The sequence below is a fragment of the Photobacterium jeanii genome, from assembly GCF_001650345.1.
Classification (GTDB): domain Bacteria; phylum Pseudomonadota; class Gammaproteobacteria; order Enterobacterales; family Vibrionaceae; genus Photobacterium; species Photobacterium jeanii.
The window spans coordinates 1,182,796-1,203,476 of sequence record NZ_LVHF01000012.1 but is presented as its reverse complement, the minus strand read 5'-3'; the positions used below and the strand labels follow the sequence as shown (position 1 = coordinate 1,203,476).

The window sequence follows — 20,681 nt, the reverse complement described above, 5'->3', positions numbered from 1 at the left end:
TTTGTATGGCGAATAATACGCCTTAGAGTAAATGCTTTAATTAAATAAATGCACTTTTGTGTTTTTTTGCTTAAAAAGAGTGCGATTAGTGGGGTTCTTGCGATTTCGTTGCTGCTTTTTTCACTCAAATCGAGCACTGTGAATTTTTTTCAGCGTACACGTGTGTCATAAAATAAGGGTTTGAGCGTACAGGGCGTCGCTGAGTTTTAGCGAGTAAAGTGAAGTTAATTCGAGAAAATTGAAAATAATTTCTGCTTATTTATTGATATTTATGAAATTAATTCAAAAGTAATGAATAAAATAAAAAGGGAGCCATAAGGCTCCCTTCATTATTTTTTTACTTAACTGTTCGCTGAAATTAGAACGAGCGGCTGTATTGAATACCGTATAGCCAAGCATTAGCGCGAGTTGTCGCGTTAATAGGTAGTACTGCATCATTTTCAACAACAGATACATCTTTACCCATCAGGTAAGTAACACCGAAGTCGATGTTCGATTTGCTGTCGATGTGGTAGGTGAAACCACCTGATAGCCATTGGCGGTCAGAGTCAGGCACTGAGATAGATGTTTTCGTATCTTGTGCGCTGGTGTCGTACATGTAACCTGCACGTAGTTCCCAATCGTTGTTTAGGTAGTAGGTACCACCTAGCGAGTAGTGCCAGCCATCTTGCCACTTATATTCTTTTAGCGTTTGGCTAGGGCTACCTGTTGTAGCTAGCTTGTCAAACTCGCTCCACTTGATCCACTGTACGCTATAGTGAACAGCGAACTGGTCGTTAAGTTTGTGGAAGCCTGAGAATTCAGCCATATCAGGTAGAGGCATATTTAATTTGTGCCCGTCTAGCTGTTGGCCTTTTAATTTAATGGTTCCATCAGCTTCAAGATCTGGGCTGTAACGGTACGAAAGACCAAAGCGATTGTCTTCGTTTAGCTCGTAAACACCACCGATGTTCCAGCCAAGAGCATAGCCATCAGCGTCAACTTCTACTAACTTAACGCCTGGAGCTAATTTTTGGTTTTCTCGCTCAAGCTTACCGCTACCGTAGATTACATCTAGACCACCACCAACGCTGAACTGTTCGTTGATACGGTACGCAACACTCAGTGCAAAGTTAATGCTTTTAACATCGGTTAGACCACCGTATTCGTTTGCAGGAAAATCACTGCTGAATTCAGTTTTTGTACCGAAATTTGAGTAAAGGCCAGCACCTACAGTAAATTTGTCATTGATTGGGTGAATGTAGTAGATGTTTGGCACGTAGGAAGTGCTACCAATTTGTTGGTCTGAAGTACCAGTTGGTGCTAGAGGGTACTTCACATCTTTTACTTTGATATCTGTATCGATAACGTTTACACCCAGAGAGAGTGCAGGCGCATCGAATAGTGCCATTGCTGCTGCGTTACGAGATAGTACAGATGCGTTATCAGCGATTACCGCATCACCCGCAAACGCACGACCTAGACCAGTCGCAGATTGGCTATTAAGTTGGAAACCAGCCGCAGCTGCTTGCTGCGATGCCATTGCTACAGTCAACGCTAAGATTGACTTAGTAAACAGACGCTTCTTGTTCATATTTATTATTATTCCTAATCTATTTTGTGCAGTTATATCTTCTACTTTGGAAGATTGCGCAAGATTGTAGGTGGGGAGCCTGACCTATCAAAGCAGACCAGTTGTTATTTTATTGATGCGTATAACGAAAGTTAACGAATCGTTAAGGATTGTATAGTAATTACTCTATTTGAGGGGAGAGGGAATCTTTCTTTATGCAACAGAGGTAACAGTTTTTCGTTCTGTATGTGCAAACAGAATAAAAGCTGCTATGACGCAGCTTTTATTATTGAGAGCGCTATAACGCATTGATTGCGCTACAGTGAAACTAAATTTGCCAACGTAATTCCGATTTTATGGTATTCGCGACAGGCTTCATATCGCTGCCTTTTTCGCCTACCACAATTAAACTGGCGTCACGAAGTGGCATCAACACACCTTCCATCTTGCTGTCTTTGAAATCCGTCTCAATTTGACTTTTCATTGGTACCACAAACACAGTGACTTTACCTTGTGGGGTATCCATCACCATATGTAAGGCGTTTTGATTGCCAAACGAGCAGTGGTTCACATAATAAACATGGCCTGGTAATTCGGTTAACTCTGAGCCAAACGGTTTCAACTTTGCGTTTACTTGGCTGAGTTCTACGCCTTCATCTATGGTGTTAACAAAAGGCGCTTCGGCATAGAAATGATCCAATGCCATTTGACCTAAATTAGCTTCTGCTGCTGCGATTTGTGCTGTTTTTGATGTTGATGATGTATTGTCAAAAATTGAATTGAACTGTCCGGTGAAAATACCAAACGCAAACGCCACCGATGCCGCTATTGCTAAATGTACCTTAGTGGTTTTAGGTTTTGCTGGTGTTTGACCTGACTGATGAAACAGGATTCGATCGGCAAGATCATCCGGAACATCGACTTTTAGCGCTTTATCAATTTTGGCATCCAATAGCTGCAATTCATCGGATAACTTGCGGTTAACCAACGACGCATTTTTGGCTTCGATCATCTCCTCACTGTTATCGTTCGGATCAGCGAGAATACGCCGACGGAATTCAAGATCGTCCATTTTGATGACCCCTCTGTTCGGTTTGTTTCTCTAATTGCTCTTTTAGTTGGTTACGTGCTCTGAACAAGCGAGTCATTACGGTGTTGCGATTGAGTTCAAGAATGTCAGCAATTTCATCGCCACTAAATCCGGCCATTACCTGAAGTACCAAAGGTTCTCGATATTCGGGTGATAGTTTCATGATTTGGCGGTGCAGTAATTGCTGCTCTAATTCCATTTCATTGTCTTGCTGGTGCGTGTCGGCAATGGCGTAATCATCAATATCGACCAAGTCGAATTGTTTACGTTCAAAGCGACGTGCATTCTCTCGACGCAGAATGGTGATCAACCAAGCTTTAGCGGCTTTATCATCCTGCAAACTATCGAGCGAACGCCATGCGCGCAAGCAAGTTTCTTGCACTAAATCTTCCGCGATATGCTGATCATGGCATAGCCAGTATGCATATCGGTAGAGGTCTCGGTGCCACGCCCTAACCAGGGCCTCGTATCGTCTTTGCTTATTCATATCAACAGAGACCGAGGGATCTGGTTTTTTCTTACGAAAAAATTGTTTAATCATGTTATTGCCTAAACCAATGGTGGTTATCCTTGCGATCTGAATGAATTATCGTCGGTGATTAATCAAAAAAATGTGTTTTCGAACTTAAAATTGATCTGCTTCAAATTCTGACTTCGCAGGCAAGTTATAGTAGTTCCCGTCATCTGGTAGTGGTGATTGAGCGCAAGTCCTGAGGATTCAGGTTTGCAATGAGTTAACACTATCTGTTGAGCAAGATGACAACTTCCTTTTGAAGGCTGACTTTACTTTCTCCTATCAGGTATTGCCTGATTTGCAATTGGCTTTATGTTAATTGATTTAAAATTCATTACGTAGATTGCTTTCCGCGTAAATTACAACCATACCAATTCGGTATGGTTTTTTTTTGCCTATAGAAAAAGTATATACCTCTCGCTGCTGAATCTTCATCATACTTCTTAAAACATTTGTTTGAATTGAATAACAACTTGATTACAATTGTTGTGGTCTGACCTCTATTTTTGGTATCACGCCTATTGAACAATTGATAAGGAGTTGCGATGACACGTCTCCAAAAGCTTACCACCTCGCAAGGTGAGCGCATCGCTGTTGTAAGTGGATTACGTACCCCGTTTGCTCGCCAAGCTACCGCCTTTGATGGTGTCCCAGCTTTGGATATGGGCAAAATGGTGGTGAATGAAATGCTCAATCAAGTCGATATCGACCCTAAGCTCATAGAGCAAGTTGTGTTTGGGCAGGTAGTACAAATGCCTGAAGCACCAAATATTGCTCGTGAAATTGTGCTAGGCACGGGAATGGATATTGGCACCGACGCCTACAGTGTTACCCGGGCTTGTGCGACAAGTTTCCAAGCGGCAGCCAATGTTTGTGAAACTATTTTGTCGGGCACCATAGATATTGGTATTGCGGGTGGTGCGGATTCATCATCTGTGTTGCCAATTGGTGTCTCTAAGCGCATGGCGGCAACGCTACTGCAATTGAGTAAAGCCAAGACCATGAGTAAGCGCCTCAAGCTCATTAGCAAACTTAGCCTAAAAGATTTGATGCCTGTGCCGCCTGCGGTAGCGGAATACTCAACGGGATTAAGTATGGGGCAAACTGCTGAACAAATGGCAAAAAGCCACGGTATTACGCGTGCGCAGCAAGATGAATTAGCTCACCGCTCCCATACGCTTGCCGCGCAAGCATGGCGTGACGGCTTAATCCAAGGGGAGGTGATGACAGCTTTCCCAGAACCGTATCGCCAGTGGATTGATAAAGACAATAATATTCGTGAAGACTCGAGCCTTGAGTCATATGCGAAGTTGCGTCCTGCTTTTGATCGTAAGTTTGGTTCGGTTACCGCCGCCAACAGTACCCCATTAACCGATGGTGCCGCTGCGGTGCTATTGATGCGTGAAGGTCGTGCGAAAGAGTTAGGCTATAAACCGCTTGGCTATATTCGCTCCTATGCTTTTGCCGCGATTGGCGTAGAGCAAGATATGCTGATGGGGCCGTCATACGCCACGCCGATTGCTTTAGATCGTGCTGGTTTATCATTATCGGATCTGACGTTGATCGACATGCACGAAGCATTTGCAGCCCAAGCTTTGTCGAACGTGAAAATGTTTGGTTCGAAGCAATTTGCGCAAGAAAAACTGGGACGTAGTGAAGCAATTGGTGAAATCGACATGGACAAATTCAACGTCTTAGGCGGCTCGATTGCTTACGGTCACCCATTCGCAGCGACAGGGGCGCGAATGATGACGCAAACATTAAGAGAGCTACAACGTCGAGGTGGTGGTTTTGCATTAAATACCGCTTGTGCCGCTGGTGGCTTGGGTGCAGCAATGATTTTGGAGGCAGAGTAATGACACAATCAGCGTTTAGTCTTACCTACGGTGACAACGGCATTGCTTGGCTCAAAGTCGATGTGCCGGATGAGAAAATGAATACCTTGCAGTCGGTTTTTGCAGAGCAAGTATCTGCGGTATTGGCTGAGTTAAAAACCAAGTCTGATGTTAAAGGTATGGTGATCCACTCAGGTAAGCCAGATAATTTCATCGCGGGTGCTGACATCAAAATGTTAGCAGCCTGTACTACAGCGAAAGAAGCGCAAGCTCTGGCTACACAAGGGCAAGAGTTGTTTGCTCAGCTTGAACAGCTACCATTTCACGTAGTGGCGGCGATTCATGGTCCGTGCCTAGGTGGTGGTTTAGAGCTCGCTTTGGCATGTCATAGCCGCGTTTGTTCCGATGATGACAAAACCCGTTTAGGCTTACCTGAAGTGCAGCTAGGCTTGTTGCCAGGCTCTGGAGGTACTCAGCGTTTACCTCGTTTAGTCGGTGTTGCCAATGCGCTCGATATGATCTTAACGGGTAAGCAGCTCCGTGCTAAAAAAGCGAAAAAGTTAGGTTTAGTGGAAGAGTCGGTGCCGCTTAGCATCTTGTTAGAGATAGCTGAAAAACAAGCCTTGAAACCTAAGCCAAAGCGTAAAGGCACCATGCAAGAATGGGCGCTAGGGGGGAACCCTATTGGGCGTTCATTGGTATTTGAACAAGCAACCAAGAAAACCCGCGAGAAAACGCGAGGCAATTACCCTGCGACAGAAGCCATTTTAGAAGTGGTGAAAGTTGGCTTACAAGACGGTATGAAAAAAGGGTTAGCATTGGAGGCAGAGCGTTTCGGTGAGCTTGTAATGAGCCCTGAATCAGCAGCGCTACGCAGTATTTTCTTTGCTACCACAGAGATGAAAAAAGAAAACGGTGCTGATGCAACACCACTGAAGATTCAACGTATTGGTGTACTTGGTGGCGGTTTAATGGGCGGCGGGATCAGCCATGTGTCAGCGGTAAAAGCTAAGCTGACAACGCGGATTAAAGATATCAGTAACGATGGTATTCAAAACGCCCTTAACTACAACTACAAGTTGTTAGAAAAGCAGCGTAAGCGTCGTATTATCAGCAAAGCGCAGCTGCAATCTAAGATGATGTCGATAACTGGCGGAATTGATTACACAGGCTTTAATCATGCTGATGTAGTGATTGAAGCGGTGTTTGAAGATCTTGGATTGAAGCATCAAATGGTGCAAGACATTGAGGCGAATGCCAAGCCTGAGACGATCTTCGCTACTAATACCTCGTCTTTGCCAATCCATCAAATTGCGCAAGTAGCAGAGCGACCGGAAAATGTTGTTGGTTTGCATTACTTCAGTCCGGTGGAGAAAATGCCGCTGGTGGAAGTGATCCCTCATCAAGGTACGTCACCACAAACGGTGGCTACTGTGGTCGCATTAGCGAAGAAACAAGGTAAAACCCCAATCGTGGTGGGCGACAAAGCCGGTTTCTATGTGAACCGTATTTTGGCGCCTTACATGAATGAAGCAGCAAGCTTGTTGATGGCGGGTGAGCCGATTGAGCACTTAGATAATGCCTTGCTTGATTTTGGCTTCCCGGTTGGGCCAATCACCTTATTGGATGAAGTGGGCGTTGATATTGGCGCTAAGATCATGCCTATCTTGGTGGCAGAATTGGGTGAGCGTTTTAAAGGTCCTGATGTATTTGAGACCTTACTCAACGATAACCGTAAAGGGCGCAAGTCAGGTAAAGGCTTCTACTTGTATGACAGCAAGAAAAAAGAAGTCGATAAAACCGTTTATAAACTGCTGAACCTCGAGCCACAACAGCACCTCGCGGCGATTGATGTTGCGCAACGTTGTAGTTTAATGATGCTTAATGAAGCGGTTCGCTGCCTAGACGAAGGTGTGATCCGTTCGCCTCGTGATGGTGATATTGGCGCTATCTTTGGTATTGGTTTCCCACCATTCTTAGGTGGTCCGTTCCGTTATATGGATCAGCTTGGTATTCCGCGTGTGGTTGAGTTACTGAACGAATACAAAGATAAATACGGTGAGCGCTTCACGCCATGTGAGAAATTAGTGGCAATGGCAAGTGAAGGGCAACGCTTTTATTCCTAGTCATAGCGATTGAGCACTTCAAATAAAAAAGACCAGCTTCGGCTGGTCTTTTTTGTTGCTGGGCAGAGTACTGTAGGAAGTACTTCTGGTTGTTCATTCGAGTTAACGCGCATCTCGTTTGAAGTCATCGACAGACTCGATGGGCTTACCGATATCGAGTGGCTCAAGGTTGGCGTGTGCTTGGCCTTGGCAATGCATGACGACTCGATTGGCCGTACGTGGTTTAACGATATCAACAATGAAGCGCACCATGTCGGCTCGGCTTAGGTCTTCAAGCGCGGTGATCACTTTTTGGCGTTGGTTAAAGTGCTCATCTTTATTACCAATGCTGACCCACAAACGTTGAGCGCGAGTACGTAAGTTTGTATCTGGCTCTGCAATTTGGGCGATAAGCCCCTGCTTGCTGGCTTGCCATTGCGCTTCATTGAGCTCTAGCAGTACCAAAGCAAACGCGTTAGTGAAGTCATCGATGGCTTCAGTCAACTGGCTTGGCGCGGCTACCGGGGATTGAATGTATAGGATCAATCCTGGGTGGCGATTGAGCGGTAAATTCGCCGTTCCCACCATGTAGCCAAGCTGCTGTTTAGTGCGTAGCTCGTGGAAGAAAGTGGTCGACATTAAGTGATTCGCCAAGGTGTAAATCGCAATCTTACGTGGTGTGGTTTCACGCGATTGGTAATACATCAAGATCGCTGAATCGGCATGGTTGCAGCTGATTTCGTGCGTCATGGTGCCGCGTTGACCAAGGCGAACCAGTGGACGTTGTGCTTCACCGTACAGTTGGTCGGTAACGCGGAAGGCATCTTTTAACACCTCGGCCAGCGCTAACGCATCTTCTTTAAGCCAGTTGCCGTATACAAAAGTGTCGATGTGAAGCTCGGCAAACATCGCCTCAACAAAGGCTGGAAGTTCATCAACCTCAATGGATTCCAAGGCTTCGATCAGAGTCGGGTAAGGTGGATTGTTTGGCTGTAATAAACCCGTTAACTCATTAAAGAGTTGAGAAATCGGCTTATCTTCAGCGGCATTTCGCCAATTGCGTAGCATCTGGGCTTTGATATTTCTAAAACGTTCTGGATCGAAATTGCGGTTGGCAAATTTATCCAATAATAGCTTCATCAAGAGCGGTTGCTTCTCGCTAAACCCTGACAGTTGTAACGTTACGCCGCCTTGGTGGGCGTAAAGGTTATACGACATCCCTGCAATTTCAGCTGGATAAGCACTTTCATTGATCGCCTCGAGTAGCATTTCCACACACAAACGTGTTTTCACAATATTGCGTGGGCTGCTAACTGCATGGGGGCTGTCGATGGCGACATACACCACACCTTTAGGCACCCGAAATTCGTGCTCTTGTTTGTACCACAGGCGAAAACCCGGTAGATCTTGGATCAGTTGCGGTGGGTTACCGGCTTCATCAACTAACGGATGTGGGTCGAGGTTTTCGCAAATAAATGGGTTTTGCTCTGGCAGTGAAAGGGCTGGGTTTAGCGCGACTTGCTGCCATTGTTCAACTTGTGCCGGAGTAAACTTAGTTACTGAATAAGGCGTGTGATACCACTGTGCGATGCGATCGTATTCTTGCCCTTGAGCCACTAACACCAAGCGCATGTTATCGGGTTTGAGATAGTCGAGCAGGCTGGTGATCAGCGCCTCGTCGTACCCTGCCATCATGTAGTCACCGTAGACGATATCGTCTGGTGAGTAATGGAGCAGGTTCATTACCAAGTAACTGACGGTATCGAGCGGACGGCTTTTTTCCTGATAACGGAAAGCAAACTCTAATACCGAACGTTTTTCTTTATAGCGCCATTCATTGAGTCCTTGGGTTTTAATGAGCTCAATGTATTGGAATACCGAAGTGACGATGTCATCAATGTGCTCCAGCCCTTTAGGGGTGAGGTTCAAGCTGACTGTAAATTCGCGGAAGTTGCTGCCACTAACGCCACCGCCAGCGGCTAATGTGTTGATGTAACCTTGTTTTTTTAGGAGTGACATCAAGCTTCCTTGACCTTCATTACCCAGTAAATGCGCAATGTAAGATAAAGGCTTTTGGCTGTAGTACTGATCAATCGACGGCATGGTGAACGACAAGGTAAGTTTGCGTACTTCCTTGATCGGTTCAATTTTAATAAAGCGACCTGTTTCGTTATTGGTCACCAAAGGGGCGGTGATCTCAGGACGCGGTTGACCGTTTGATGAAATATGGCTGAAAAACTCGTGAGTAAATTGTTCCAACTCATCCAAGCTTTGCGGGCCAAGTAACACTAACCCCATCACACTCGCTGAGTAATGGGTGTGGTAGAAGGAGAGCAATTCATCACGTACTGAACTGTCATTTCTGTCATCTAAGGTGGTGAGATCGCCAACCGAGAATTTAGCAAAAGGGTGGTCGGGGTTAATGGTTTCTTTGTGAACTTGATAGAGGCGGCGAACGTCGTCTTTAATTTTTAGTTTGTATTCTGAGTCGACGGCTTGGCGTTCTTTATCGACCGCTTCTTCGTTAAAAAGTGGGGCTGTGAAAAATTGCCCGAAACGATCTAAACCTTCTTCAAACGCATGCGGACTTACCTCGAAGAAAAAGGTGGTGTTCTCTGTGCCTGTCCACGCATTGTTGCTACCGCCGCTACGGTTTATAAAGGTTTGGAAATCACCGACTTTGGGGTATTTTTCAGTGCCTAAAAATAGCATGTGCTCTAAAAAGTGTGCCATGCCTTGGCGGTCAATAGGATCGTCAAAATGCCCAACGTTAACCGTTAGAGCGGCTGCTGAGCGCGGTGCATCTTCATCATGTACCAACAGTACCTTGAGCGCATTAGGTAAAGTGAGGTAACGATACTTTTTGGGATCATTAGGGCTAATGTGCACAGGAGGGACGCCTATTTATTATGATAATTAGGCTAATTATGACGCTCATCCCTAATGCTGGCAAACTTAACGCGCTAACTATGTTGACTTTATTATCATTTTTGTCACTTTTTTATTGAACCGCTAACACATTCGGCAACGTATAACTGTCAGGAATAGCGAAAAGGCGGCAATCTAAGGGCTGTCGCCACGGTCACGGAATGGGAAGAGAATTGCCGCAATAGCTATTCAGTTCCGGCAAGGCTTGTTAGCATAGCGATGAATCACAGTTTCGGAAGATAAGATGCGAATTTTTATTATGCGCCACGGTGAAGCGCAAAACTTTGCGCCATCAGACGCTGAGCGCCCACTAACCCCGCGCGGTGAAGCACAGTCTCGTCAAATGGCGGAGTGGTTAGCGCAGCAGCTTGATGGTCAGCTAGCAATGGCTTGGGTTAGCCCGTATTTGCGTGCGCAGCAAACTTGGCAAACCATGACAGACGCTCTGCCAGCGCCCGCTAAGTTAATGACAGTCGAAGATATTACACCTTATGGTGATGCCGAAGATGTCGCTGCTTATGTTAAAGCTGTGGTTGATCTTGAACGCCCAGAAACTCTAGTGATTGTCTCTCACCTTCCTTTAGTGGGTTACCTAACGGCTGAGTTGGTGGTTGGTATGCAGCCGCCTATGTTCCAAACGTCAGCGATTGCTGCGATTGATTACAACCCTGAAACCGGTAAAGCCACCTTCCTTGAGCAAGCTATTCCCCACGGATAATTTCAGCTTTTCAGTCATGTATGACTCGCTTATCCCTTTTGGTGTGTTTTTTGCTTATATCACTTAAGCAACGGCAATTATTGCCGATAGCTTAGTAGTACCAACCAGAATAGCGCTTTGAGCAAAAAGCTGGTTGGTATTAATTGCGATCAATAGGGATGCTTGGTGCCACTGTACCAAGATTGACGTTTGCACCTTCAACGAAAGAAAGTAGTAATGAAAATAAAACTCCTGACATTTGTATGTACTCTGTTTCTTCTAGGCTGTGTTCACCGTCCTGCTGGGCCGAGCATCAACGCGAATGGTGCAATTAAGTGGGCAAATGGTGTAAGCGAAGAAATGCATATTTCAGCATCAGGCAGCACCCTAACGTTTGCTTCGCCAGACTCTTTTGGCCGCAGTGGTGGTATTGCGATTTTCTCTCGTATCGACAGTGCGCGTAATGGTGACTGTGAGCATTACTACAGCGAAGCGGCGCTGAAAACCCGTATGCAGATTTGTAAGAGCGGTGAAGTGACTTTAATCAAAGAAGGTAAGGTCATTAATGTTGGTGCACTGGCAAGATGGGTGTACTGAGTTAAGTCGTAAGCATATGAAAAAGGTGAGCGTGGCTCACCTTTTTTGCATTTGGAATATCAAAGTGGGCTTATTAACGCTCGGGAATGTCGAGTAACACCAAAAGCGCACCGTCGCCACCGAACTCAAGCGGCGCTTGGTGAAAAGCCATAACATCAGGGTGTTGTGCTAGCCACATTGGCGCTTTCGCTTTCAGAATATGCTTACCGATCCCATGCATCACACAGGCACAAGCCACTTTTTCTTTGATGCAAGCAGCAATCATAGCGGCTAGTTCTCGCTTCGCTTCTTGCTGTGTCATACCATGCATGTCGAGATACATATCAGGGACGTAAACACCACGACGAAGTTTCTTCACTTCGTATTTCGACACACCTGTACGAGCATATTGCATCGGACCGTTTTCATTTAAATGCGGCTCAAACTCATCCGAGAAATAAAACTCATGATTTTGCGCTTCTTTTGCCGACACTTTCGGCGTATCGGTCTTTGTGCTCTGTCGGCGCGTTGTGATTATGGTATCATGCGTCAACTTTTTTACGCCCTTTACCGCATCTTTGAAGAGTGAGAAATCGTCTTCTAACGCAGGATCTTTTTTAGTCATAATGAAATTCCAACAACTTGATAGCGGTATTGTAGCGTCATTCGGAGGCTATTTTGGATAAGATTTTTGTCGACGAAGCCGTCAACGAACTTCATACATTACAAGACATGCTACGTTGGACGGTAAGCCGTTTCAATGCCGCGGGTCTTTTTTATGGTCACGGTACTGATAACGCATGGGATGAAGCCGTTCAGCTGGTTCTACCTACGTTGTACCTACCACTTGATATTCCAGCAGAAGTACGTGATTCGCGCCTAACAAGCAGCGAGCGCCTACGCATTGTTGAGCGCGTTATCCGTCGTATCAACGAGCGCACACCTGTGTCTTACCTAACGAACAAAGCTTACTTCTGTGGTATGGAATTCTTCGTCGATGAGCGTGTGCTTGTGCCACGTTCGCCAATCGGTGAGCTGATTGAAAACAGCTTTGAACCATTCCTAAAAGAGCGCCCAACGCGCATCATGGATCTGTGTACTGGTAGCGGCTGTATCGGTATCGCTTGTGCGCATATGTTCCCTGAAGCCGAAGTGGACATTGTTGATATCTCAACAGACGCGCTAGCTGTTGCTGAGCAAAACATCACAGACCACGGTCTAGAACAACAAGTGATCCCACTGCGTTCGGACTTGCTACGTGATGTGCCAAAAGACAAATACGACCTGATCGTGTCTAACCCACCTTACGTGGATCAAGAAGACATGGACAGCCTACCGGATGAGTTCCGTCACGAGCCTGAGCTTGGTTTGGCGGCAGGTAGCGATGGTCTGAAACTGTTCCGACGTATTATGGCAAATGCACCTGATTACCTAAAAGAAGACGGTATTCTGATCTGTGAAGTGGGTAACTCGATGATCCACGTTGAAGAGCAGTACCCGCACATTCCATTTACTTGGATTGAATTCGAAAACGGTGGTCACGGTGTCTTCATGCTAACGCGTGAACAGCTAGTGGCATGCCACGAAGAGTTTTCTATCTACCGTGACTAATTCACGTTAGAAAGAGAGGATATTAAAAACGGAGCGCGATGCTCCGTTTTTTTATGCCTGCGATTTATCTAACTTGGTGTCAATTCCAAACGCGATAGGTTTAGAAACGGCGACCGAGCGAGAAAGTAAACTGATTCCAGTTTAAGAATCCGTACTCGGCAAACAACGACCACTCGTTGTTATCACCAAAGTCATACACGGCGCTGATGGCCATGTTAGAGCTCTCTTTACTCTTTAAATCGACATCAAAATCAATCGACTCAGCGACGCTAGATAGCGGTGTACCTTCGAGTGAAATGCTGCCGCTGACGTTTTGCTGGATCATTTGATACGTATAGCCACCAAGTAAAGTTAGCTTACCGTAAGGGACGTCGTAACGCTGACCAATACGCAGGGCACCAATCGACGTACGAATCGTGCTGTCGGTGGTGGTGGTCCAAGAGTTGGTCATCGCACCCACGGCGGTGACGATGATAGGACGCATGCCATCAATCACTTCAAATTGCCCCGCTAACACAGTACCGATACCAAGGTTATAGGCTTCATATTCAAGGTGAAGCGGCAGCGTTGTTGGGATGCCGTCAGGTAGTGTGACTGTTTTATTCTCTAATTTTATAGTTGAGAGATCAGCGGTAATATCTTTGGTGCCTCGGGTATAACCAGCAAGACCATAAACATTCATGAAAGGGAAAACCCACGCATCTAGGCGAAGCTGAATACTGTCATCTTTCCCTGTAATCCCTACATTTTCGGCAGGGATTGCCATCGCACAGCTGTTACCACCCGTAGAGGTGGCCGCAGGACGTGACGGACGCTCTGGATTAGTTGGATTCGTCGGATTTCCTGGACGGCTTGGAATTTCAGGAACCGCGGGCACATTACATAATCGACCTAACGCACCACCATGTGCATTCAATTTGAAGTCATTTTCCGCCACATACTCGACTTCCTGAGTATTCATGTAGATCCCAAAACCAACCGGAATCGGTAAGTCGTAACCTAGCTCACGGGCTTTATCGCCAAAAACGGGTAATCCGCTCCAGTGGATATTGTTCTTTTCGCGTTCAACTTGCGCGAGGACATCACTGTCTTGTGCGTGCGTGAAAGGGGATAACGCGCCAGCGAAAAGCGCGGCGCCAGTTAATAAAGAGTGCTTCATTTTCACAGTGATATCTCGCTTAAAATGCCTCAGTAAAGTTGAAATAAAACGCCATGCCGTGCTCGCTAAAGCCCAAATCCAATCGTACGTTCATACGTGGTTGCACTTCGTAGCGATAGCCGACGCCATAGCTAAGTAGTAAGTGGTCGCTCAGTTGTTTGGCGCTTTCTGCCACCGAGCCAACGCCAGTCCACAAAGTGATGCCGTGGTTGGAGAGCTCGCCATTATTGCGTTTAAATGTGTGGCGGTATTCAGTGGTTAGTTCTGCGGTGGTGCGGTCACGATATTGCCCTTGGTAGTAACCCCGCATTGACGTTGGTCCACCTAAGGTTGGCATGTCGTAATAGGGAATATCGCCCCATGCCTGCTGGTAAGCTGCGTAGGTAGCAATTACTCGTCCTTGTTCCAAGCTATGGTAAAAGCGATGCTGAACATCTAATTTTTCGTAGCTAGCTTGGCTACCTAACTGTGAATTAAAAACAAGGTATTGCAGTTTGGCGTATTGCCCTTGCCATGCATTCACAGCCACGTCGCGAGAGTCAAATTGCAGCGCACCACCTAAGCCCAAAGTGAAGGGCTTGTCTTCAAATGCAAGATAATTGGGATCATTGGCGATCGCTTCACCTGCATCTGTATCTTGCGGCGCGTAGTAATTAATGCGAATAGCTGGGCCAACAAACCACTCGTCTTTGAGGCGGAAGTTGAGGTTCGACTCATAGGTAGTGCTGAGCACTTGTTGTTTGGTGGCATCGCCAAGCTCAAAGGCTTGCGCGTTATCGTAGCCAATTCCCCAGTAATGTTTGGTTTGCATGCCTGCATTCCACATTCCAATGAATTGGATATCGTTGTTGTTCCAAAACAGGTTGTGCTTGGCGCGAAGTCCATAACCGATGTCGTTATCAACTGCATTCGCGACTACAAATAAAGACACGCTAGAGCGTTGTAGATCTTGTTGTTGGCGATCAGACTTGAATGAATAGAGTCCACCAGCTGCGACTAAAATACCTTGCTCTGGGGTATAAGCTGGGCCACCGAGAAAGGTAAATATCGGTAAGCCATTTATTTCTTGATGGTACTTGCGTGCATACGCTAAATCGTCAATCAACTGGGCGTTGTGTTCGCTGTCAGGCTGCTGCTCTAGCGTGTCAATCGCTTGATCATATTGCGTGAGTGCTTGTTCCGCCTGTTCACGGTCAGCCATAAATTCAATCGCGGCCTTGTCGGTCACAGGAGCGTGGTTTGGCGATGTGTGTGTGGCTGAGAGGCTATCTGCTAGCACTGCAGTTGGTGTTAGGCATAGTAGTCTGATCAGCCAGCGTTGAAACAACATAGTCGTACCCAGAGTCGATATAAAAATTACATTTATGGAATAGCGTTCCAATTGGGTGCGAGATTATAGACCGTATGGTATTCCATATCTATATTTTTTGGAACTCTGTACGGATTAGGGTGTCTCTGTGGTTATGAAAACGATGATAAATGAGGGCGTTCGCGGGGGAGAGTAAGCTGTAAAGTTTTGGTTTAAGTATAAAAAAGGCGAAGCTTGAAACTTCACCTTTGATGCTTACTTTACCAACGGGCGTTGGTGTCAGTTGCCTTGTTTAAGCTTTGCCTTGCGCTTGTTTTCGTTCAAGCTCAGCCATAATCTCAGCTTGATCCGCTAAGTATTCTTCAAGACCTGCACGACGAAGATCGCACGATGGGCAATCACCACAGCCGTCACCTACCACGCCGTTATAACAAGTTAGTGTGTGTTCACGAACAAACTGCAATTCTTGGTATTGATCGGCAAGTGCCCATGTTTCTGCTTTATTGAGCCACATAAGCGGCGTTTCAATTTTCAGCGCGCGATCCATGCCCAATACCAGTGATTGGTTGAGGGATTTCACGAACTCGTCACGGCAGTCTGGGTAGCCTGAAAAATCTGTTTCACATACGCCAGTGATCACAGCTTCAGCGCCGATTTGGTAGGCATAGATACCCGCAAGGGTCAGGAACAGAATATTGCGCCCTGGTACAAACGAGTTTGGCAGACCGTTTTCTTGAAGCTCATGAGAAACCGCAATGTTGTCACGAGTTAATGAGCTGATAGCCAGTTCATTTAGCAGACCCACATCCATGACTTTATGGGCAGCCACATTGAGTTTTTTACAGATAGCTTCAGCGATCTCGATTTCTAACTTATGGCGTTGACCATAGTCGAAAGTAATACAGTGTACTTCATCGTATTGGGCGATAGCTTGGATCAAACAAGTGGTTGAGTCCTGACCGCCACTAAAAACAACGACAGCTTTGCGCATTTTTAATGTCCTATAAATTGTTCTTACCGAAAAACAGTCGGTAGGGTGCTACCTGAAACGCGAGTTCGCAGGTAGGCCACAAGCAGGTTCTCTTCTGGCATCTGCAATGCTACCGCACCCCTATGGCAATCGAAACAGAAAAATGAGTTGAGCTGTTTACACTTTATCCAAACAACCCGTTTGTTCCAGATTTTCTAATTGCGCCAAATACGGTGAGATATTCCCGATATTGGTCGCGACCCATTGCTCATCAAAATAGGTATCTAAATAACGCTCACCGCTATCGCACAGTAACGTTACTATCGAGCCTGTTTCGCCGCGTGCTTTCATCTCGCATGCCAGTTGCAATACGCCATAAAGGTTGGTGCCGGTCGACGCACCAGCTTTGCGCCCTAACAACTTTTCCAGCCAATGAGCGGTTGCCACACTGGCAGCATCGGGAATGGTGCGCATTTCATTGATCACATCTGGAATAAAGCTAGGTTCAACTCGAGGACGTCCAATCCCTTCAATACGGCTGCCTTTATCGCCAGTCAGAGAGCTGTCTCGGGTTTGGTAATAGGCGTGGAAAACGGAGTTTTCAGGGTCAACGACACACAATTGGGTCGGGTGCATTTGATAGCGAATATAACGGCCAATAGTGGCGGACGTGCCGCCTGTACCCGGGCTCATGACAATCCAACGTGGGATAGGGTGTGCTTCCAACGCCATTTGGCTAAAGATGCTATTGGCAATGTTGTTATTGCCGCGCCAGTCGGTGGCGCGTTCGGCGTAGGTGAACTGATCCATGTAATGACCGTTGAGCGCTTTGGCTAACCGACGCGATTCATCATAGATCTCGCTAGGACTATCAACAAAGTGGGCTTGTCCGCCATAAAACTCAATTTGCTCTATCTTTTTATAAGCGGTCTTACGTGGCACCACGGCAATAAAAGGTAGACCAAGCAAGCGTGCAAAATAAGCTTCTGAGACTGCCGTGCTGCCCGATGAAGATTCGATAACGGTAGTGCCTTCATTGATCCAACCGTTGCACAAGGCATACAAAAACAGTGAACGTGCTAAACGGTGTTTCAAGCTGCCTGTGGGGTGAGTACTTTCATCTTTAAGATAAATATCAATGCCGTCGAGGCTGGGAATGGTCAGTTTGATAAGATGGGTGTCTGCCGAGCGTTGGAAATCGGCTTCAATTTTCCGTATTGCGTTGTTAATCCATTGGGTGTTCACCGCCATAATCTCATCCTCGATTAATTCATATTTGTCCTTTCATTATTAATCTTAATTGTTCGTTGCGATAAAAACTTTGCTATATTTGCTGTGTTCCTCGTTGGAATAGAAAAGTTTTCTATAATTTTAAGGTTTAGCATAAATGAAAGCTCTGATTGATCATGTCGATAGAATGCTATTAAGGCTGTTACAGGAAGATGGCACCTTATCGTTAGCCGAGCTGGCTGATAGAGTGAATTTAACCACCACGCCTTGTTGGAAGCGTCTGAAACGATTAGAAGAAAATGGCATTTTGCGCCAGCGGGTGGCACTGCTTGATCCGGTCAAACTTGGGCTGTCGTTCACCGCCTTTGTGCAAATCAAAACCAGTGATCACTCCAAAGAGTGGTACCACAATTTAGTGGAAGCGGTGGCTGATTTTCCAGAAGTGATGGAGTTCTATCGCATGGCGGGTGAATACGACTACATGATGAAAGTGCAAGTGGCGGATATGGCTGCGTTCGATCAGTTCTATAAGAAGATGGTTAATAGCATCGAAGGGCTGACTAATGTGACCTCGACGTTTGCGATGGAGCCATTGAAGTACACCACGGCTTTGCCACTTTAAACTGCCATTACTTGATTGATTTTTACAAGCACCGTTTACAGCGTGTCGTGCTTTATAAGCACTTATTTGAACCGTTGTAGATGATGCTTTTGTTTTTTTTGTTTTTCATTTCCCTTTCTTCTCTTTTCTCATCCTTTAAGTCCTCCTTTTGTTCATCTGGGTTTATATCACCACCTCTCAATTTGTGTATTTAAAATACAACTAAAGTGATTTTTATCAATTTTGCTAATAAAAATGATTCCCGTTACTGTTATTTACAAATTGAAACATATATAGTGCGAATCATTCTCGTTTAGCATTGTTTGTGATGGCGGTATGTCTATTGCGATTGCTGTAATGATGGAATTACAAAAAAGGAAAAGCCGTGAAGAAGTCAACGTTAACGCTTGCGATTGCTGCCGCTGTATTTACTTCAGCTGCAAGTGCATCAGCACATGTAAAAGTACTCGATAAAACTCACCAACCAGCAGGTAACTTTTTAGCTTACACCGAGTTTGAACTTTCAGGTGAACCTTTAGCGGAATCGCTAGGTTTGGATCTGGATGTTTTAGACGCGAATGTTGCTGATGAACCAACCCCTTTTGACTTTGCTGCGGGTATTGAAAGTTACGAGTATTCGGAAGAAGCGATGTATGCGCTTAACTACCAATCACAAATGGGTCCACACCTTGTGAATGGTCCGGTTAACCAAGCTCGTGGTGGTAAGTTAGCTGATCTGGGTAAACGTGTGATTGAAATGGCGGGTGCTGTAGGTTTCCCTGCAAGTGAGATCCCACAAAACATGTACCCAATTTCCATTCCATACGTATCTGGTAGCCCTGAGTTTGCTCAAAAGCCTGATACGACGACGGTTAATGGCGATGAAGTTGAAATTACAACTGCGAAAGGTAACAGCAAAACGGTACAAACCGTGGTGCCTGCTTACTTCCGCGATTACAAAACGTTGGCTTGGAATGAAAAAAGCTTCGATAAAGCATTTAATCCTGCTGCGACTGGCGGCATTTTGCTGAAAGAAGTGATGTGGTCCCAAGACTTCTTGGGTGGAATGCACGTGACGGATACCGATGAAGAAGTGGAAGCAGAATCTGCAATCATGGATCAAGACGGTAAGCATAGCCTTGGTGTGTCTGCGGCTGATGGCTTTAACGGCATGATGTTGACAGAGATGTCAATCGATAAGCTACTTATCATGCAACAGCAAATGGGCTTCGATGGTAAAAAATTGGGCGTTAAATTTGGTCCTGATTACGATCCTGCGAAAGGACCAATTTGGTTTGCACATAAAGTTGCTGTGACTGAAGGTCAGATGAATGGTGTGAAGACGATTGCTGGCCTGAAAGTAACGGATGCCTCTTCCACATTGCGTGATACGTGGTCAACATTGTGGCCTGTAGCTGAGTTCTATGCTTTCAGTGACCAACGCAAAGCTAACAGTGCACAAAACCCAGCCTTCCTAGCGGTATTTGATGGTGCGCCTTTTGCGGCGGCACCTGCGGCGAATACTGACGCGAGCGAAACAAATGACGTTGTTGCTGATGATGCATTCTCACTGGCGAACAACATTTCTAACTTGTTATTCAAAAACATTGCAGCGCTGCACTACAACAAGGCTCGTGGCACTTTTGTTACTGAATTTAAAGACGGTAAGCAAGGTAATCAGGTAGATACTTACGATGCGGCATACTCAATTGTGGCGTTATCAATTTATCAACGTGCAAAAGATGCACTGCCTGTTGGTTATGCTTCGGCAGAAAGCGGTGATGTTGATCTGAAAACAGCGGCAGGTAAAGAGGCGCTGGCGATGATTAAAGGCCAAGCCGACTTCATTATCGATCACCTAGTAAGTAAAGACGGTTTAGTGTTTGATGGCCTAACGCTGAATAAGGTGATCACGCTAAATAAAGACAAGTCATTAGACGCGCAGTTTGCAGCGATCCGTGGTCTTGTTGCGGCATACCTGGCGACTGATGATCTGAAGTATAAGCAAGCTGCTCGTTCAATCTACCTTGCTGTAGAGAAACATATGTTTGATAAGAACATCAACACATGGGCAGCGGTACCGGGTAAAGCCACTATTCACACTCCTTACACTGCGGCGGCGATCTCCGGTGGTTTACGTGAAGCCATTCTTCACCTGAAAAATGAAGAAGGTGAAAATGAGCCAGCATTAGAATTATCAACATTAACAGACCGTTATGTAAGTTGGTTCCGCACTGTGATTAACGGCGGTATGCAGCTTGCAGAATGGATGGGTGATTCTGGTGAAAACCAAATTAAAGGTAGCAGCTCAACGGATACTGATGAAGATGGTGTTCATCAAATTATTGCTGCTGGCGGTAAGTTTGGTACTGCAATGACAATGGCAAATAAAGTCAGTGTTAAGTAAGCAATAACCAAAACTTGTTATCGATTAGGCAGCGATAGGTATCGCTGCCTTTGTCGTTTTTGTCATTTTGGTTATTTGTTGTGTTTTTTATCGATAA

The 20,681-nt window shown here is 45.7% G+C and carries 16 protein-coding genes; 7 read left to right on the top strand and 9 right to left on the bottom strand.

The window, feature by feature from the left end:
• Positions 1-358: 358 nt before the first annotated feature.
• The 3 genes from A3K86_RS06730 to A3K86_RS06720 form a co-directional block, all read right to left on the bottom strand.
• Positions 359-1,573 carry an outer membrane protein transport protein gene (locus A3K86_RS06730; protein ID WP_068329524.1) on the bottom strand — a complete coding sequence of 405 codons (1,215 nt, stop codon included), beginning with the start codon at positions 1,571-1,573 and terminating at the stop codon, positions 359-361.
• 307 nt (positions 1,574-1,880) lie between these two features.
• Positions 1,881-2,624: a DUF3379 domain-containing protein gene (locus A3K86_RS06725; RefSeq protein ID WP_068329521.1), complete on the bottom strand. Its 744-nt coding sequence runs from the start codon at positions 2,622-2,624 to the stop codon at positions 1,881-1,883.
• Positions 2,611-3,183: a sigma-70 family RNA polymerase sigma factor gene (locus A3K86_RS06720; protein WP_068329517.1), complete on the bottom strand. Its 573-nt coding sequence runs from the start codon at positions 3,181-3,183 to the stop codon at positions 2,611-2,613. The genes A3K86_RS06725 and A3K86_RS06720 overlap by 14 nt, the downstream gene beginning before the upstream one ends.
• A 518-nt stretch (positions 3,184-3,701) precedes the next feature.
• Here A3K86_RS06720 and fadI point away from each other — a divergent pair.
• Both fadI and fadJ read left to right on the top strand, forming a co-directional pair.
• Positions 3,702-5,012 carry an acetyl-CoA C-acyltransferase FadI gene (fadI, locus tag A3K86_RS06715; protein ID WP_068329514.1) on the top strand — a complete coding sequence of 437 codons (1,311 nt, stop codon included), beginning with the start codon at positions 3,702-3,704 and terminating at the stop codon, positions 5,010-5,012.
• On the top strand, positions 5,012-7,117 hold the full coding sequence (gene fadJ, locus A3K86_RS06710; RefSeq protein WP_068329511.1) for a fatty acid oxidation complex subunit alpha FadJ: 2,106 nt from the start codon (positions 5,012-5,014) through the stop codon (positions 7,115-7,117). Before fadI ends, fadJ begins: the two co-directional genes overlap by 1 nt.
• A 102-nt stretch (positions 7,118-7,219) precedes the next feature.
• On the opposite strand, the gene A3K86_RS06705 is transcribed toward fadJ, so the two are convergent.
• Positions 7,220-9,985: an insulinase family protein gene (locus A3K86_RS06705; RefSeq protein ID WP_068329508.1), complete on the bottom strand. Its 2,766-nt coding sequence runs from the start codon at positions 9,983-9,985 to the stop codon at positions 7,220-7,222.
• Between the two features lie 283 nt (positions 9,986-10,268).
• Between A3K86_RS06705 and sixA the strand changes: the two genes are divergently transcribed.
• The gene (gene sixA / locus A3K86_RS06700) at positions 10,269-10,742 is read left to right on the top strand and encodes a phosphohistidine phosphatase SixA (protein ID WP_068329505.1); all 474 of its coding nucleotides are present in this window, start codon (positions 10,269-10,271) and stop codon (positions 10,740-10,742) included.
• Between the two features lie 216 nt (positions 10,743-10,958).
• Entirely contained in the window at positions 10,959-11,318 is a 360-nt protein-coding gene (locus A3K86_RS06695; RefSeq protein WP_198160405.1) for a hypothetical protein, read from the top strand.
• A 73-nt stretch (positions 11,319-11,391) separates the two neighbouring features.
• Here A3K86_RS06695 and smrB read toward each other — a convergent pair whose 3' ends face one another.
• The gene (smrB, locus tag A3K86_RS06690) at positions 11,392-11,922 is read right to left on the bottom strand and encodes an endonuclease SmrB (protein WP_068329503.1); all 531 of its coding nucleotides are present in this window, start codon (positions 11,920-11,922) and stop codon (positions 11,392-11,394) included.
• Between the two features lie 53 nt (positions 11,923-11,975).
• Here smrB and prmB point away from each other — a divergent pair, with 53 nt between their 5' ends.
• Entirely contained in the window at positions 11,976-12,908 is a 933-nt protein-coding gene (gene prmB, locus A3K86_RS06685) for a 50S ribosomal protein L3 N(5)-glutamine methyltransferase (protein WP_068329495.1), read from the top strand.
• A gap of 100 nt (positions 12,909-13,008) precedes the next feature.
• Here the strand turns inward: prmB and A3K86_RS06680 are convergent, their stop codons facing one another.
• From A3K86_RS06680 to A3K86_RS06665, 4 genes are all read right to left on the bottom strand, one after another.
• A complete protein-coding gene (locus tag A3K86_RS06680; protein WP_068329491.1) occupies positions 13,009-14,067 on the bottom strand; it encodes a hypothetical protein in 1,059 nt (352 codons plus the stop codon).
• A 19-nt stretch (positions 14,068-14,086) separates the two neighbouring features.
• Complete coding sequence (locus tag A3K86_RS06675) at positions 14,087-15,397, bottom strand: BamA/TamA family outer membrane protein (protein WP_084406528.1); 1,311 nt, start codon at positions 15,395-15,397, stop codon at positions 14,087-14,089.
• A gap of 271 nt (positions 15,398-15,668) precedes the next feature.
• Positions 15,669-16,367, bottom strand: coding sequence for a 7-cyano-7-deazaguanine synthase QueC (queC, locus tag A3K86_RS06670; RefSeq protein WP_068329488.1), 699 nt, complete (start codon positions 16,365-16,367; stop codon positions 15,669-15,671).
• Positions 16,368-16,523: 156 nt separating this feature from the next.
• Positions 16,524-17,597: a PLP-dependent cysteine synthase family protein gene (locus A3K86_RS06665; protein WP_068329485.1), complete on the bottom strand. Its 1,074-nt coding sequence runs from the start codon at positions 17,595-17,597 to the stop codon at positions 16,524-16,526.
• A gap of 145 nt (positions 17,598-17,742) precedes the next feature.
• On the opposite strand from A3K86_RS06665, the gene A3K86_RS06660 reads away from it, so the two are divergent.
• Entirely contained in the window at positions 17,743-18,198 is a 456-nt protein-coding gene (locus A3K86_RS06660) for an Lrp/AsnC family transcriptional regulator (protein ID WP_198160413.1), read from the top strand.
• A gap of 364 nt (positions 18,199-18,562) precedes the next feature.
• The gene (locus tag A3K86_RS06655; RefSeq protein ID WP_068329479.1) at positions 18,563-20,584 is read left to right on the top strand and encodes a hypothetical protein; all 2,022 of its coding nucleotides are present in this window, start codon (positions 18,563-18,565) and stop codon (positions 20,582-20,584) included.
• Positions 20,585-20,681: the final 97 nt, after the last annotated feature.